Raw genomic sequence first — 12,862 nt, forward strand, 5'->3', positions numbered from 1 at the left:
ACCCGTGGTGTGCGGGGGTGACGCCGACAGCGCCGACAGCGCCGCAGAAGGGGCTGAGGCCGGCGGCGCGAGCGGCGTCCGTCTGGACGGTTCACTCCGCCGTGGGCGGTGCACCACCAACAAAACCGGCTGTCACGCGGGGGTGGGAGTCCCTGATGAGGGGGTCACTGACAGGGACCCCCAAGCGGGCAGATGCGCTCGTAGAGTGAAGCGCATGGCAGGCAGAAAAGACCCCAACGGTGCAAACCGTGACATCCGCGATGACTTCCGTGCGGAGATCCGGGAATTCCTCGGCACGCGACGGGCCAGGGTCACCCCCGAGCAGGCCGGACTGCCCCTGTACGGCGGAGAGCGCCGACGCGTCACGGGGCTGCGCCGCGAGGAGGTCGCCCTCCTCGCGGGTATTTCCAGCGAGTACTACACCCGGCTGGAGCGCGGCAACGCCACCGGAGTCTCCGAGAGCGTCATCGAAGGCATCGCGCAGGCACTGCAGCTCGACGAGGCCGAACGCAGCCACCTGCTCGACCTCCTGCGCGGCGCCGGCACGACCCGCCCGCCACGCCGCCGCCCGGCCCAGCAGCGTGTACGTCCCACGGTGCAGCGCGTCCTCGACTCAATGGCCGGCACACCCGCGTTCATCCTCAGCGGACGCGGGGACATCCTGGCCGCCAACCACCTCGGGCGCGCCCTCTTCTCGCCCGTCTACGCCGACCCGGTACGGCCGCCGAACAACGCCCGGTTCGTCTTTCTCAGCCCGCACGCGACCGAGTTCTTCCGCCACTGGGACGAAGTCGCAGGCGACACGGTCGCCATGCTGCGCGCCGAGGCCGGCCGCGACCTCTACGACCGGCGACTGACGGACCTGATCGGGGAGCTGTCCACCCGCAGCGCGGAATTCCGTCGCCGCTGGGCGGCCCACAACGTCCGGATGCACACCACCGGTGTCAAGCTCCTCCACCACCCGGTCGTCGGCGACCTCGACCTGCCCTTCGAAACCTTCCCGCTCCCCGACGGCCCCAGCCAGTTCCTCCTCACCTACACCGCCGAGCCCCACTCCCTCTCGCAGGACGCCCTGAACCTGCTGGCCAGCTGGGCCGCGACCAACGACGGCATCGAGCAGTCCGCGCCGGCCAACGACTCCCAGTCCGCCGACTCGAGCGACATACCGGACTGAACGACGGGCCACGCGTGGCGACATGCCCGCCCGCGAACACGACAAGGCCGATGCCGAGCCCTCACCCTGACCTGCGACGTGACCTGCGAAGAAGACGTCCAGACCGCCGTCTGGCTGTGGAGGTCCGAGCGGGAGCCGTTTCGCGGTGTGTCGGGGAGTCGCTGGGCCGGTCTCGGCGTGATCAATCGCGATGGCTTTTGATGTCACTCGGCCTTGCCGGATCGGTCGGGACTCGTTGAGGCGGGCATGGAGAGGTTGGTGAGCGGGGCGGATCCGGTGTGGTGCTTGCTGAGTTGTCTGGCGCGTACTGGCTGGAGGGCTGGGAGGACTAGTCGCCCCGATCTGCTTGCGCGGGCGACATGACGAAGTGCCCACGCAGCGTGCGGTTGGGTGGGAATCCGTCGGCCGTGCGGCCTCCTGGCGTAGAGGAAATGCGCGAGGCTGAATCCGGTCGAGCGGGCTTTTAGGAGGAGGCTGGAGGTGGGTAGTACCAGCCGCGTCGAGCTCCCCTCCACGGCTGGTCCCGCCCGAACCGTGGCGCCGATGCCGCGGGAATGTGTCGGCGCCACGGGCACGAGGGCCGACAGGTCCAACGCCGCCGACGCAACCGAGATCCTGCCAACCCCCTCAGTTGCGCGGTGCGGGTATGGGAGGCGCGAAGTCACCGGGACTCACGCGGGACCGGAGCTCCCCCTCCGTCGGTCCGCGCACAAGGTGCCCTCACACGTCAGCGAAACGGCCACCACAACAACAGCGCACCTGCACTTCACCACCAGAGGCAGGAGTCCCCGGCCGCCACCGCACCCGTGGCGCCCTACAGCGTCGGAACAGACGACGAGATCCTCTGCGGCCGGCCGCAGACACCCGTGCCACGCACCCCCGAACGACTCGCCACCCACCTCGCCCATATGGGTCCTGCAAGACTTTCGCAGGTGTTGATCCAGTCGGTGTTTCCGGGGACTGGCGCACATCGTTCGGGCAGGCCGGGCGCGTGTGACATCGAACTGGCCTCGCTGCTACCGCAGTTGACGCACGTGCAGGTTGAGCCATGTGAGCCGGGGAGGACCGGATCCGGATCACGGCCCCCACCAACGACGGGATCCCTTACGCCTGACCGGCATTCTTCGTGGGAGCACTCGCCCTGAGTGCGGCACGTCCCCGACGAGGCGATCGACGGAAGACCGGTCGTGATCGGCCTCTTGCAATGCTGTCCGCAGCTCGCCGAGCGCCCTCCTGCACGGCCCATCGGAGTACTGCTCGACGACGGCCGGCGGCAACAGACCCCGAGCATGCAGATGACGACGGCCACGTCACGGGGGACGCAATCACGATTCGCGGCAGCGCAATGGCTCCCGCAGAAACTGACACAGCCACTCATCACCGGCGCGGGAGCCGCGCTTATCGCGAGCGGGTCAGGGCGACTCGAACCCTTCGATACGCCCGCGTCATCGAGTGGCCTCGCATCCCGCCGGAGTGCTCGCGAAGGAGAACCGTGGGATCGGAGCGCCGGGTGAGTTGCCGTAGCTTGGCGCGGCTGCTGTGCTCGACGAGGATCGGCACGTAGGTGGGAATGCGAGCGTTGCTGAGCGGCTGGTAGCAGTCCCGTACCACGTCCCGCACGATCGCAGCCGTCAACAGGTTGGCGTAGGAGGCCGTCAGCCGGTCCGTCAGCTCATGAATGGAGTCAGGTACCGCGGCTTCGGCCGTGTTCGCGCCCATGGGGCGCTCCTCACTGTCGCAGACGGCCGGCCGCGGCATCCGATCAGGATCCGGGTGCTCGGTGGCGGCCTGTCCAGTTCCCATACTGGCACAGATCGCGTCCGTGAAACCGCCCACCGGATCTGTTCACGAGCTCGACATGTATCGAGATGGGTCGACCTGCGGGCTGGGCAGCCCAGGATGTTCCCGGTAGCGGCAGTCCCGGTAGCCCCGTTCACCACATCACCAGGTCACGTCATTGGGGGTCGCCGCCGACTCCTGCGCGGGATTCACGCGACTGCTCGGCACCGTTCGGGGAACCCGCAGGTAGCGGGTCAACCACCGGGATCACGTGTGGTTCGCCGTCCATCGGCAGGAGAAGTCAGATGCTGGCATTCGTGGCAGCCGCGCTCTTCGTCATCGCGTTTATCATCCGTGTCACCGAGACGTCGACCGAGATGATCTTCAGCCCGACGAGCCTCATGCTTGCCGGGCTTGCTTTCCTCGCTCTGCACTCGGCGGGCGTGGGGTCCGGCTGGTCCGCCCGGCGAAGCTCCACCCGCAGAAGCGGAAGCCGACGCTGAGCAAAGCGATGCCTTCTCTCCTCTCTCCGACGGATCCGAGCGCCCAGCCGCCGCGGATTACCCGTCAGCGGGGCCGAGTTGCGCCCGGATCAGGCGATCACCACCTGGAGCCGGCGGCTGCCGCTATGCCGCTGAGGAGCGATGTCACTCCGGGGCAGGACTGGCGGCTGGTGGGGCGGGTTGGGTGAGGATTGCGGTGACGGCCTGGTCGAGGGTGGCGACCGGGTGACCGAGGACGTGCTGGAGATCGTCGGTCTGTCGCTCCAGTGCGCCGGCACGGACCTGCTCCTCAAGCCAGCCCTGGGCACCGGGCGCGCGGCCGCGCCTGTCTCGGTGGACGACGGGTCTGCCGGAGATACGGCTGAGTGTGTGGGCGAGCTGGCCGTAGGTCCACAGGTTGCCGGTGAAGTCGTAGGCGCGGCCGAGGTGGCAGTCCTCGGTGAGGACGCGGGCGGCGGCCTCGGCGAGTTCGCTGCGGAAAACGGTATTGATGCCACGCCCGCCGGTGCCGCTGGCCAGTTCACCCGAGGTGACGGCGGCGCGCAGGCCCGCGTTGAGGAATGCCTCGCTGTAGTAGGGGTGGCGCAACAGCGTGTGGGGCAGCCCGCTTGCGAACAGGGTGCGCTCGGTGGCGTGATGAGCTGCGGTGACACCCTGGTCCTGAGTGTCGGCACCCAGGAAGCTGGTGTAGATGATCGCCCCGACTCCGGCGGTGCGCGCCGCGTCGATGGCTGCCTGGTGCTGGCCGGCGCGGCGGGAGGGTTCCAGCTCCGGAGAGGAGATCAGCAGCAGCCGGTCGGCTCCCTTGAACGCGGTGCGCAGCGTTGCCGGGTCATCGTAGTCACCGAGGCGGACACGGACCCCGCGAGCGGCGAGATCCGCGGCCCCTTGGGGATTGCGCACCGCGGCAACGACGCGATCAGCCGGGCACTGGGCCAGCAACTGGTCGATGACCAGCCGGCCGAAAGCCCCCGAAGCGGCCGACACAACTATCATCCACAACTCCCTCACCGCGGTGCAGCCGTCGCCGACGCGGCGGTTCGTGACCGCTCGGTCCGGACGTCCGGCTCACCATCGATGAACAGCGAACCGCGCGTCAAAGCCTTTTCCTAGCCCCAGGATCCTGAGCCTCGACAGCAACCAACCACCTGCTCGTGCTGTGACCGCATCAGGTTCGCCGGATGTGTTCAGGCCGCTGAGGTGAGGGGGCGTGCGCCCCAGCGGATGCCTTTCTCGCTGCGGATGCGGACCTGCTCTCGGCGCTGTGCGGCGAGGACGTCGGGGGCGGGCGTTGGCGCTGCGCCAGCGTAGATAGCGGTGCAGCGCCCGGGTCTGTGCGGGGTGGCTGCGGTGGTGTTAGTTGGCCAGGGTGAACTGCCGCAGCGGGCCGAAGTGGGCCTCGATCGGGTTGGCCTAGGAGGCGTAGGTCGGGGTGAAGCACAGTTCGACCTTGTTCTTCTTCGCCCAGCGGCGAATGTCCGCACCTTACGGGTGGCCTCGCGCCGCGACAGGTGCGGTTCGTCGTCGAGTGGGACTCCGAAGAAACGTTCGACGGCGTCGATTTGAGTGACCCCGCCAGCGTTTCGCTCGACCATGTGCCGGCGGTCCTCAAGCCCTGACAACCGCATCACTACAGAGCCTCCCCGACCGTGCCGGTGCGCATCCTGCGGGCGCCCTCCAGGCCCCCTAAGCGCAACCGCTGCCGATGAGGTAAGTTATAGGTCGACCACTAATGCAGGAGTGAAGATGACCGTCACGGAAGACCACGCCAACCGCCGCGCCGCTGCTCAGCACGCCCTGGCCGAGCACCTGCGCCTCACCGCCGCAGGACGCGTCGACGAATGGGTGGAGCTGTTCGCCCCGGACGCAGTGCTTGAGTTCCCCTACGCGCCGGCCGGCGTGCCTCAGCGGGTGACGGGGCGCGACGCGCTGGTCGCGCACATGCGCAACTTTCCCGAGACCTTCGACGTGGAGTTCGTCGATCTGGTCTTCCACGACACGGTCGACCCGAGCCTGGTGATCGCCGAATTCCGTTCGAAGGGCACGGCGCTGCCGACCGGCAAGCCGTACGAGCAGACATGCATCTCCGTCGTGCGGACCGATGACGACGGGCTCATCACCCATTACCTGGACTACTGGAACCCGCTGGTGGCGATCGAGGCGCTCACGCCTTCCGACGTGCGGTCCGACTCTGAGCGCGGCGTGACTTTTGGAGGCTGAGAGGAGCCGTGTTTGACTGACGACCATGCCTGTCGCCGGTACCAGCACGAAGAGCGACGAACGCCGTCGGGCCATCATGGCCGCCGCGGTCGACTGCTTCGCGCAAAAGGGTTTCTACGGTACGACGACGCACGAGATCGCAGAGTGGGTCGGTATCTCTCAGCCGTATCTCTATCGCCTGTACCCGAACAAGGAAGCACTGTTCGCGGCGGCGGTGGACCACGTGTCCGCCGTCATGACCGAGACGCTGGTCGCGCATGCGCCGACGTCGGGTGGGGCGGGGTCGGCTCCCGAGACAGCGTTGGATGCCGCACGCGGTGCCTACGCCGCGCTCGTCGCGGACCGGAACATCCTGCGTTTCCTCATGCACGCGAACTGTGCCGTCGGCGAGCCGCTGGTGGCACAGGCCGTGCGCCGGTGCTACGCCAAGCAGGTCGACACCGTCCGGCAGCTGCTGGGCGACGACGACGCCGTGCGGCGCTGGTTCGGCGCCGGGATGCTCGACAACGTGGTCGCCGTGCTGGGCCTGGCCGACATCGACGAGCCGTGGGCACACGTCCTCACCGCTCGATAACCCGCCACCGGCGGTTCGGCGGCGAGGGCCCCGAGTCTTCCGCGTAGGCCAGTTCGGCCGGTGGGACTCGGGGCTTGATCCCCCAGCCACGGGCAGGCTTCGTCCGAGCGGGCGTCGGGGTTACAACTGCGGCGGCCTCCGCCGTGGCCCGGTCCTGCGCGGCCGGGCGGTTCAGGACCCGCTCGGCGATCAGCAGCTGCTCCCGCATCCCCACACTCTCCACGCTCTCCAGGCGTACCAGTCCAGTGACGGATCGCAGGACGTCACACCCAGCGTCCTACCAGGCCCCGCACCCACACGGGACCTTTGCGGTGGCAGCATGGATGCACTACTGAGCTGTCGTGCGCGATGTCGCCGACAGTAAAGGCGAGACGAGATCAACCGCCGAGCAGGGCGTGCGTCCACTGGTCTTCGCGCTGCTCGATGTATTCGGCATCATTTCGCCAGGCGTCGCCGTGACCTTCGGTCCACAGGGTTGCCCAGGGCTGGATACCCCGGGTGGCTTGCTCGCGCAGGAAGACGTGCATGGAGCGCGTTCGGCGTCCGAGTAGGGGGACCAGGCGACGGCGTTCGTCTTCGTCGAGGCCGTAGGCGTCGGCGAAAACGCGCAGCCGGTCTGCGGCGTCGGGGCGTTGCCAGTCCGGATGAGCGGACAGCGGAATGAACCCGTGCATGGCGTACGCGACGTCCCACAGGCGGGAACCGGGGCCGGCGGTGTCCCAGTCGATGAAGGCCCACTCGGCCTCGCCTGCGACCACGAGGTTCCACGGGGCCAGATCGTGATGGGCGATGATGTCGCTGCCCTCGGCGGGGATCAACACCTGCCAGTGCGCGTCAGCCGGTGGTGTGAAGCCCCGCACGGCATCGTGGAAGTCCCGGATCAGCCCTGCCACCCCGGCCAGGTTCCGAGCGGACTCGAGCAGAGAAAACCGATCGGGCCAGACCACGTGGCCGTGCACGAAGGTCAGGACTTCACGGCCTTGGTCGTCAATGCCCAGTGGGCGAGGTGCCGCCCGGAACCCCACCTCATACAGGTGAGTCAGCAGGGCGTGCACTGCGGGAGTCCACGGTCCGGTCGGGCGGCGAACGGTGTCTCCGACGCGGACCACACCAGCGCTGACGTTCCCACCGGACAACGGTTGTTCTTCATTGTGCCGCACCGAGCCAGCATGTTCGATCAGCCCACCATGTTCCACCCCATTATTGTTGATCACCGCCTGGTGTCGCTCGGTGAGGGGAATGCCTCCCAGTTCACGGCCCTTTCGTGCCGACGACATCACGCCTCGAATCTCGGTAACCGCATCCAGGAAACGGCCGACGGACCAGCGCGGCCAACTCACCGTACTCACCGTACTCACCGTACTCACCGACGAAGGCTTCGCCGTCCTCGCCGTCGCGGCCCCCGGCCACGTCGCGGCGGCGCGCCGGGCGATGTTCGACCACCTCACGCCTGACCAGGTCCGCCAGTTCGCAGAGATCGGCGAGGCCATCATCAAGGGCCTCACCCACGAGGACGACTATCAGGCGGAACTCCCGTGGCGGCGCAGATAGCGCGCCCCAATCTGCCCACTGGGAGAAGGCGATCCTTCCTGGAGCGAACACATGTCGCTGCCGTCCGACGTCGGCGCTGCGTCGGCCGACTGGCTGCGCCACGATCGTGGTCCTTCGACCTGCCGAGAGGTGTTCACTGCCAGATCGCATCGACAAATGCTGTCGCTAAAGGTTGTCCCGCAATGATCAACTGACCTGGCATGGCTAGTAGTTCGTCGGGTTGGTGGTCGTGCCGGTTGGATGTGTGGTGACGTCCGTCCGATCGTTGCGGGTGTGGTGGCAGAACCTGTCCGTGTGCGCAGGTGGACCGACCAGGAGGGGCAGAAGCGGTAGCAGATCGTGCGCCGCGGCAGCACCAGCTCGGTGCGCCACCGGCCGCCCTGACGGCGCCCCGAGCTACGTCATCCTGGACAAGTCCGCCCACAAGGACGGCACGATCCGGCGCTGGGCGAGGAAGAACCGGGTCGAGCTGTGCTTCACCCCGACTTACGCGTCCGGGACCAACCCTGTCGAGGCCCATTTCGGGCCACTGCGGCGATTCACCGTCGCCAACTCCCACCACCGCAACCACACCGTCCAGACTCACCCCCTGCACGCCTACCTGCGCCGGCGCAACACCAACGCCCGCCATCCAGCTGTCCTCGCGGCCCAGCGCCGCAAGCGAGCCCCCATCCGCAGCGAGAAGGGCCTGCGCGGGGGCGGACGACCGGCAAAAAATCGCATGCCCCTGCCAATGGCACCGGCGACACTGACGCCATGACCGGTTCTGCACTGCCACGACTGCTTCGACCGCGTGGCCTAAGGGCCGGAGATCTCGTTGTCATCGCATCGCTGTCCGGTCCGCTACCGGCCGCTTACGAGCCCAACGTCGAGCGGGCGGTGGTCGTACTCGAGCGCATGGGATTCCGCGTGCGTCGGGCTCCGCTACTCGAAGTAGGACGCCGCCACTGGTGGAGCGCGGCCACGCCGGCGGAGATCGCCGGGGAGCTCAATGGTCTTCTGCGGGATCCTGAGGTGCGCGCGATCATCGCGAGTGACGGCGGCCAGACGGCGCTCGGCTACCTTGACCTGATCGACGTCGAGGCGATCAGGGCCGACCCCAAGCCGATCCTGGGCTACAGCGACATCTCGCTGCTGCATCTGGTGCTCTATGCGCGCACGGGTCTGGTCGGGTTCCATGCCGACATGGCCGTCCCTGGCTTCGGCGGGCACTGGCAGTCTGCGCCCGTGGCGCGCCAAGCGGAACTCGAGAAGCTCTACTCCGGGTTGCTGACCGGTACCGCGGCGATCGGTGCGCTGCCTGCGAGCCCGTCGTGGGAGTGCTGGCGTCCTGGTCGTGTCGAAGGTCGGCTGATCGGCGGGGTGATCAATCGCATCGTGCTGGCGCAGGCGACGCGTTTCGCGCTGCCGCTCGAATGGTTCGATGGCGCGGTGCTGTTCTGGGAGGAGACGGGCGGCCTGGCATCCCACGTGTGGAGCTATCTGCAGGTGATGCGACACTGCGGAATCCTCGATCGGATCTCCGGCATGGTCGTTGGCGTTCCGCGCGAGGTCAGTGGACTGGAGCCCGGCGCGTCCCCGACCCTGTCCGAGATAGTCCTCGACGTCCTCGGCGACCGTGACATCCCGGTCCTGGGAAACGTCGAGTTCGGGCATGCCGGCCCGAATCTGCCGATGCCGGTCGGCATCCGCGTCGGTCTCGATGCGCGGCAGCGGACGTTGTCGCTGCTCGAACCGGCGGTAGGGCCGCACACGATGACGGGACTGGTCGGCTGAGCGCCGCGGATCAGTGAACCGACGGCCCCCGGCACCACCCCCTGGGGCCGACTCACGCTTGGGTGACCGCCGCCTTGCGTCGCTTGTCCGGCTTGCTTCACGACGGTGCGGGAGCACCAGGCCAGTACCGCGGTAGCCGCCGTCAGCGATCACCGTGATGCTGCCGACAGCTGCCTTCGCTCCGGACAACTGCCGTGCCGTGCAGTTGTTGCGGTTGCCAGGAGGTAGCTTTTCGACTGCTCGGCCACCGCATGGTCACGCGTGGGGACCAGGGTGCCGTCCACGAGGAGCACAGCGACCTTGCAAAACCGGCGGCGCGGCCGCAGGGCGAGCAGCGGTGCGAGCCGGTTGATGACGCGGTCGGCCGCAGACTTCGAGATTCCGAACAGCGGCACGAGCCGGCGCAGCGTCACGTTGGTGCGCAGCTTGCCGAAGCAGCGCGGGCTCAGCCCGCTGAACGGTCCCATCCATGACGGCTGTGCCGCCGTGATCACACCAGCCGCGAGAGGATCGTCCCACTGCGCTGCGAACGGCCCGAGACGGAGGCACACATGGAGACAGACTCGGTCAGTCGTCTGGAAGAGGCGGCGGATCGTTTCGTGATCCCCCTGCGCATGAACGAAGGGTTCAACGAGCAGGCGCTCCTTCAGCTGCGGGAGGAGATCGATCGCTGTGGAACGGCTTGGAGGGAAGAAACCCACGTGCCGAAGCGTGCGGCGTTGATCCTGGCTGAACTCCACCCGACGATCGAGGCGTGCGCCTGGCTGTACGAAGGAGACATGCGTCAGCGGATCCAGGAGGCGGGACTGACGGTGTCTGAGGCAGTTACCGCTGCTCTGGACTGAGCGCCTCCCACACACCGTGCGGCCTACCTTCTTGTAGGCATCAGAGCGAAGGGGGTGCGCGTCAGCAGCACGGCAGGCGCCGGGACGAGCCCAGTGCTGCGGGACAACCTTGGTCATAGACGAAGCCAGTCAATTCCAGGGCGCCGCTGACACCACTGCACGACGGCAACCATTCCACAGAGCCCCGGACACTGCCGGGGTCACCTCAGTTCCATGAGGATGTCGGCGCGGGCGTAATAGTCGGCTACGGGCAGACGGCTGCGGGTGATCCTGACGAACCCGGCTTCCTCGTACAGGTGGATGGCGGGAGCCAGCTTGCTGTTCGTACCGAGGAAGAGTCGGGCCGCACCAAGTGCCTGGGCTCGGTCGATTGCTGCGGCGACGAGTTGGCGGCCGATGCCGCGTCCCCGCGCGGCGGGGGCCACGGCCATTTTCGCCAGCTCGAACACGGCGTCCGGATAAGCCAAGAGCGCGACGCAACCGACAGCAGCGCCGCTGCCCCGCTCGCGTGCCAGGAGCACATCACCGCCCAGGTCCACGATGCGGCCGAACGGGTCCCCGAGAACCGCCCGGTCCTCTTCCTGCAGGGTGAACAGGCGAGAGATCCACTCCTCGTTCAACACGCGGAACGCGTCGGCATCACATGGCGAGGCGATCGAGGAGACCACGGTGGGAGCAGAGAGGTGCGGCATGAGGCGGGTTTCCCTTCGGGTGTAGTTCCCGGCCAGCCTCCGGCCCCACGTACTCATATGTCCAATACACGCAGTAGCCCGTATCAATAACCTTGAACTATGGATCAGCGAATCGAGCTCCGGCACCTGCGGTACTTTCTGGCTGTGGCCGAGGAACTGCACTTCGGCCGTGCCGCCCGGCGCCTGAACATCGCTCAGCCCGCCCTGTCCCAGCAGGTCAAGCAGCTCGAGAAGATCATCGGCGTTGAGCTGTTCCGGCGGACCTCCCGAAGCGTCCGCCTCACGGACGCGGGAGCGGCGTTCCAGCCACGGGCGAGGGACCTTCTGGGCCGCCTGGCGGCCGACCTCGACGAGGCCGGCCGCGTCGGACGCGGCGAAGCCGGCCGCCTGGACGTCGCCTTCATCACCTCCGCGACGGCGATCGTCGGCGAACGGATCCGTGAATTCTCCCGCTGCCGCCCAGACGTCCAGGTCAAACTGCACGACGGCTTCACCGTCGATGTCCTGGCGGCTCTGCAACGGGGCACGGCCGACATCGGGATCGTGCGGGATGCTGATGAGCGGGACGACATCGACCTTTCCCCGCTGACAACGGAACGACTCGTGGCCGTCGTCCCCGCGGACCACCCAGCCGCAAGGGCCGATCATGTGGAAGCATCGGCGCTGGCCACCGACCCGCTGATCCTGTTCCCGCGTTCAGCAGGATCCCAGGCGTTCGACCTGAACACACAGCCGTTGCGTGACGCCGGCATCGACGTCCAGGCCGCGCAGGAGTGCTCGAACTGGCACACCATCATCATGTTCGTCGCCGCCGGCCTTGGCGTCACCATCGCCCCCTACAGCGTCACGACATTGCTCCCCCCAGGTGCCCGGCGGCTTGAACTCGACGGACCTCCCACCATGAGCCGGGTCTTCATGGCCACCCGCCGAGGAGACAACCGTCCCCTCGTACAAGCCTTCATCGCAGCATCCGAGTCCGTGACAGGCCGTGGCCACAGCCGCACGGCCAGAACGCAATGACAAGCTGCGGCGAGAAGCCAAATCCTTGATCAGTCGAACCCCACCACGCCGCCCACGGCTGTCAGCTCAGTCATCGTGATGCGGCGCGCCGCCGATCTGGTCCTGGCCGCGAAGCAGTACCACCCTCGTGCCGCCGGGGAAAGTCGACGCGGATCCGGCCCACCAAGCGCCGACCGCACATCAGAACCTGCACCTCGCGCTGAAATCGGGCCCGGAACTGGTCATCCGCAGCCTGCCCGGCGTGCACAGCCTTCACCGCTACCCGCTCACCCCGCTCCCCCACCGCGGCGTACACAGTGCCCATCCCACCCGCGCCCAGCACCCCGACCACCCGGACCCCGAGTCCTCGGATGAGGGCCAATGTGGTCACGAGGTATTCCTTGCGAGGGACTGGCCGGCTTCGGTCCGCGGGGGGTGAGCTTGAGGGTGGCGGCGTGGCACCGGTCGGCGACCACCGGCGGGACGTAGGCGAGGGCGGCGGCGTACTTGGTGCGGTAGGCGCCGTCGTTGCGGTCGTTGAGTGCGCCGTCGTGGGTCGGGGTCAAGGTGAGGTCCTGGCCGGTGCCGCCGCAGCGGATGTGGCCGGTCCCGCCGGCCTTCGCGGTGCGCAACCGGGCGCCGTCGGGGCTGTTGCAGAACGCACGTAGAGGTGGTCTCGTTCGCTCACCACCAGATGGTGGTGAGCGTGCGCCGCCGGCCGTCGGCCCGCTGGGGCTCGATGTGCAGTG

The 12,862-nt window shown here is 67.9% G+C and carries 13 protein-coding genes and 3 pseudogenes; 9 read left to right on the forward strand and 7 right to left on the reverse strand.

Annotated elements, in window-relative coordinates; all coding sequences use genetic code 11:
- Positions 1–214 precede the first annotated feature (214 nt).
- A complete protein-coding gene (locus EJC51_RS01810) occupies positions 215–1,174 on the forward strand; it encodes a helix-turn-helix domain-containing protein (RefSeq protein WP_126269375.1) in 960 nt (319 codons plus the stop codon).
- Positions 1,175–2,572: 1,398 nt separating this feature from the next.
- Here the strand turns inward: EJC51_RS01810 and EJC51_RS01815 are convergent.
- A complete protein-coding gene (locus EJC51_RS01815) occupies positions 2,573–2,893 on the reverse strand; it encodes a three-helix bundle dimerization domain-containing protein (protein ID WP_126269376.1) in 321 nt (106 codons plus the stop codon).
- 365 nt (positions 2,894–3,258) lie between these two features.
- Here EJC51_RS01815 and EJC51_RS01820 point away from each other — a divergent pair, with 365 nt between their 5' ends.
- Positions 3,259–3,456, forward strand: coding sequence for a hypothetical protein (locus EJC51_RS01820; RefSeq protein ID WP_126269377.1), 198 nt, complete (start codon positions 3,259–3,261; stop codon positions 3,454–3,456).
- A 144-nt stretch (positions 3,457–3,600) separates the two neighbouring features.
- Here EJC51_RS01820 and EJC51_RS01825 read toward each other — a convergent pair whose 3' ends face one another.
- Both EJC51_RS01825 and EJC51_RS48505 read right to left on the reverse strand, forming a co-directional pair.
- Positions 3,601–4,452 (reverse strand): NAD(P)H-binding protein, encoded by an 852-nt coding sequence (locus EJC51_RS01825; protein ID WP_208870673.1) that lies wholly within the window; start codon positions 4,450–4,452, stop codon positions 3,601–3,603.
- A 191-nt stretch (positions 4,453–4,643) separates the two neighbouring features.
- Positions 4,644–4,932: pseudogene (locus EJC51_RS48505) on the reverse strand (IS630 family transposase); the annotation flags it as partial.
- A gap of 270 nt (positions 4,933–5,202) precedes the next feature.
- On the opposite strand from EJC51_RS48505, the gene EJC51_RS01840 reads away from it, so the two are divergent.
- Together EJC51_RS01840 and EJC51_RS01845 are read left to right on the forward strand one after the other, a co-directional pair.
- On the forward strand, positions 5,203–5,676 hold the full coding sequence (locus EJC51_RS01840; protein WP_126269378.1) for a nuclear transport factor 2 family protein: 474 nt from the start codon (positions 5,203–5,205) through the stop codon (positions 5,674–5,676).
- A gap of 25 nt (positions 5,677–5,701) precedes the next feature.
- The gene (locus EJC51_RS01845) at positions 5,702–6,250 is read left to right on the forward strand and encodes a TetR/AcrR family transcriptional regulator (RefSeq protein ID WP_126269379.1); all 549 of its coding nucleotides are present in this window, start codon (positions 5,702–5,704) and stop codon (positions 6,248–6,250) included.
- A gap of 377 nt (positions 6,251–6,627) precedes the next feature.
- Here the strand turns inward: EJC51_RS01845 and EJC51_RS01855 are convergent, their stop codons facing one another.
- Positions 6,628–7,386: a phosphotransferase gene (locus EJC51_RS01855; RefSeq protein ID WP_126276755.1), complete on the reverse strand. Its 759-nt coding sequence runs from the start codon at positions 7,384–7,386 to the stop codon at positions 6,628–6,630.
- 103 nt (positions 7,387–7,489) lie between these two features.
- Here EJC51_RS01855 and EJC51_RS49365 point away from each other — a divergent pair, with 103 nt between their 5' ends.
- The 3 genes and pseudogenes from EJC51_RS49365 to EJC51_RS01875 all read left to right on the forward strand — a co-directional run bounded on the left by EJC51_RS49365 (position 7,490) and on the right by EJC51_RS01875 (position 9,577).
- Complete coding sequence (locus tag EJC51_RS49365; protein ID WP_208870859.1) at positions 7,490–7,801, forward strand: hypothetical protein; 312 nt, start codon at positions 7,490–7,492, stop codon at positions 7,799–7,801.
- A 376-nt stretch (positions 7,802–8,177) separates the two neighbouring features.
- A pseudogene (locus tag EJC51_RS48515) lies at positions 8,178–8,561 on the forward strand (hypothetical protein); the annotation flags it as partial.
- Positions 8,558–9,577: a S66 peptidase family protein gene (locus EJC51_RS01875; RefSeq protein ID WP_126269381.1), complete on the forward strand. Its 1,020-nt coding sequence runs from the start codon at positions 8,558–8,560 to the stop codon at positions 9,575–9,577. The pseudogene EJC51_RS48515 and the gene EJC51_RS01875, both read left to right, overlap by 4 nt.
- Positions 9,578–9,661: 84 nt before the next feature.
- Here EJC51_RS01875 and EJC51_RS01880 read toward each other — a convergent pair.
- Positions 9,662–10,044: pseudogene (locus tag EJC51_RS01880) on the reverse strand (transposase family protein); the annotation flags it as partial.
- Positions 10,045–10,128: 84 nt separating this feature from the next.
- On the opposite strand from EJC51_RS01880, the gene EJC51_RS01885 reads away from it, so the two are divergent.
- Complete coding sequence (locus tag EJC51_RS01885; protein ID WP_126269382.1) at positions 10,129–10,422, forward strand: hypothetical protein; 294 nt, start codon at positions 10,129–10,131, stop codon at positions 10,420–10,422.
- 200 nt (positions 10,423–10,622) lie between these two features.
- Here EJC51_RS01885 and EJC51_RS01890 read toward each other — a convergent pair whose 3' ends face one another.
- Positions 10,623–11,114 carry a GNAT family N-acetyltransferase gene (locus EJC51_RS01890; protein ID WP_166682807.1) on the reverse strand — a complete coding sequence of 164 codons (492 nt, stop codon included), beginning with the start codon at positions 11,112–11,114 and terminating at the stop codon, positions 10,623–10,625.
- A 99-nt stretch (positions 11,115–11,213) separates the two neighbouring features.
- Between EJC51_RS01890 and EJC51_RS01895 the strand changes: the two genes are divergently transcribed.
- A complete protein-coding gene (locus EJC51_RS01895) occupies positions 11,214–12,134 on the forward strand; it encodes a LysR family transcriptional regulator (RefSeq protein WP_126269384.1) in 921 nt (306 codons plus the stop codon).
- Between the two features lie 266 nt (positions 12,135–12,400).
- Here the strand turns inward: EJC51_RS01895 and EJC51_RS49505 are convergent, their stop codons facing one another.
- Positions 12,401–12,745, reverse strand: a complete 345-nt coding sequence (locus tag EJC51_RS49505; RefSeq protein ID WP_126269385.1) for a DUF2255 family protein — start codon at positions 12,743–12,745, stop codon at positions 12,401–12,403.
- Between the last annotated feature and the right edge of the window lie 117 nt (positions 12,746–12,862).

Origin of the sequence: Streptomyces aquilus, from assembly GCF_003955715.1 — a bacterium.
Classification (GTDB): Bacteria; Actinomycetota; Actinomycetes; order Streptomycetales; family Streptomycetaceae; genus Streptomyces; species Streptomyces aquilus.

What these genes read in the sequence shown, in the direction of transcription:
- EJC51_RS01815 (WP_126269376.1), bottom strand. Translation starts at nt 2,893, where the DNA reads ATGGGCGCGAACACGGCCGAAGCCGCGGTACCTGACTCCATTCATGAG.
- EJC51_RS01885 (WP_126269382.1), top strand. Translation starts at nt 10,129, where the DNA reads ATGGAGACAGACTCGGTCAGTCGTCTGGAAGAGGCGGCGGATCGTTTC.
- EJC51_RS01895 (WP_126269384.1), top strand. Translation starts at nt 11,214, where the DNA reads ATGGATCAGCGAATCGAGCTCCGGCACCTGCGGTACTTTCTGGCTGTG.
- EJC51_RS01845 (WP_126269379.1), top strand. Translation starts at nt 5,702, where the DNA reads ATGCCTGTCGCCGGTACCAGCACGAAGAGCGACGAACGCCGTCGGGCC.
- EJC51_RS49365 (WP_208870859.1), top strand. Translation starts at nt 7,490, where the DNA reads ATGCCTCCCAGTTCACGGCCCTTTCGTGCCGACGACATCACGCCTCGA.
- EJC51_RS01840 (WP_126269378.1), top strand. Translation starts at nt 5,203, where the DNA reads ATGACCGTCACGGAAGACCACGCCAACCGCCGCGCCGCTGCTCAGCAC.
- EJC51_RS01890 (WP_166682807.1), bottom strand. Translation starts at nt 11,114, where the DNA reads ATGCCGCACCTCTCTGCTCCCACCGTGGTCTCCTCGATCGCCTCGCCA.
- EJC51_RS01875 (WP_126269381.1), top strand. Translation starts at nt 8,558, where the DNA reads ATGACCGGTTCTGCACTGCCACGACTGCTTCGACCGCGTGGCCTAAGG.
- EJC51_RS01820 (WP_126269377.1), top strand. Translation starts at nt 3,259, where the DNA reads ATGCTGGCATTCGTGGCAGCCGCGCTCTTCGTCATCGCGTTTATCATC.
- EJC51_RS01825 (WP_208870673.1), bottom strand. Translation starts at nt 4,452, where the DNA reads ATGATAGTTGTGTCGGCCGCTTCGGGGGCTTTCGGCCGGCTGGTCATC.
- EJC51_RS01810 (WP_126269375.1), top strand. Translation starts at nt 215, where the DNA reads ATGGCAGGCAGAAAAGACCCCAACGGTGCAAACCGTGACATCCGCGAT.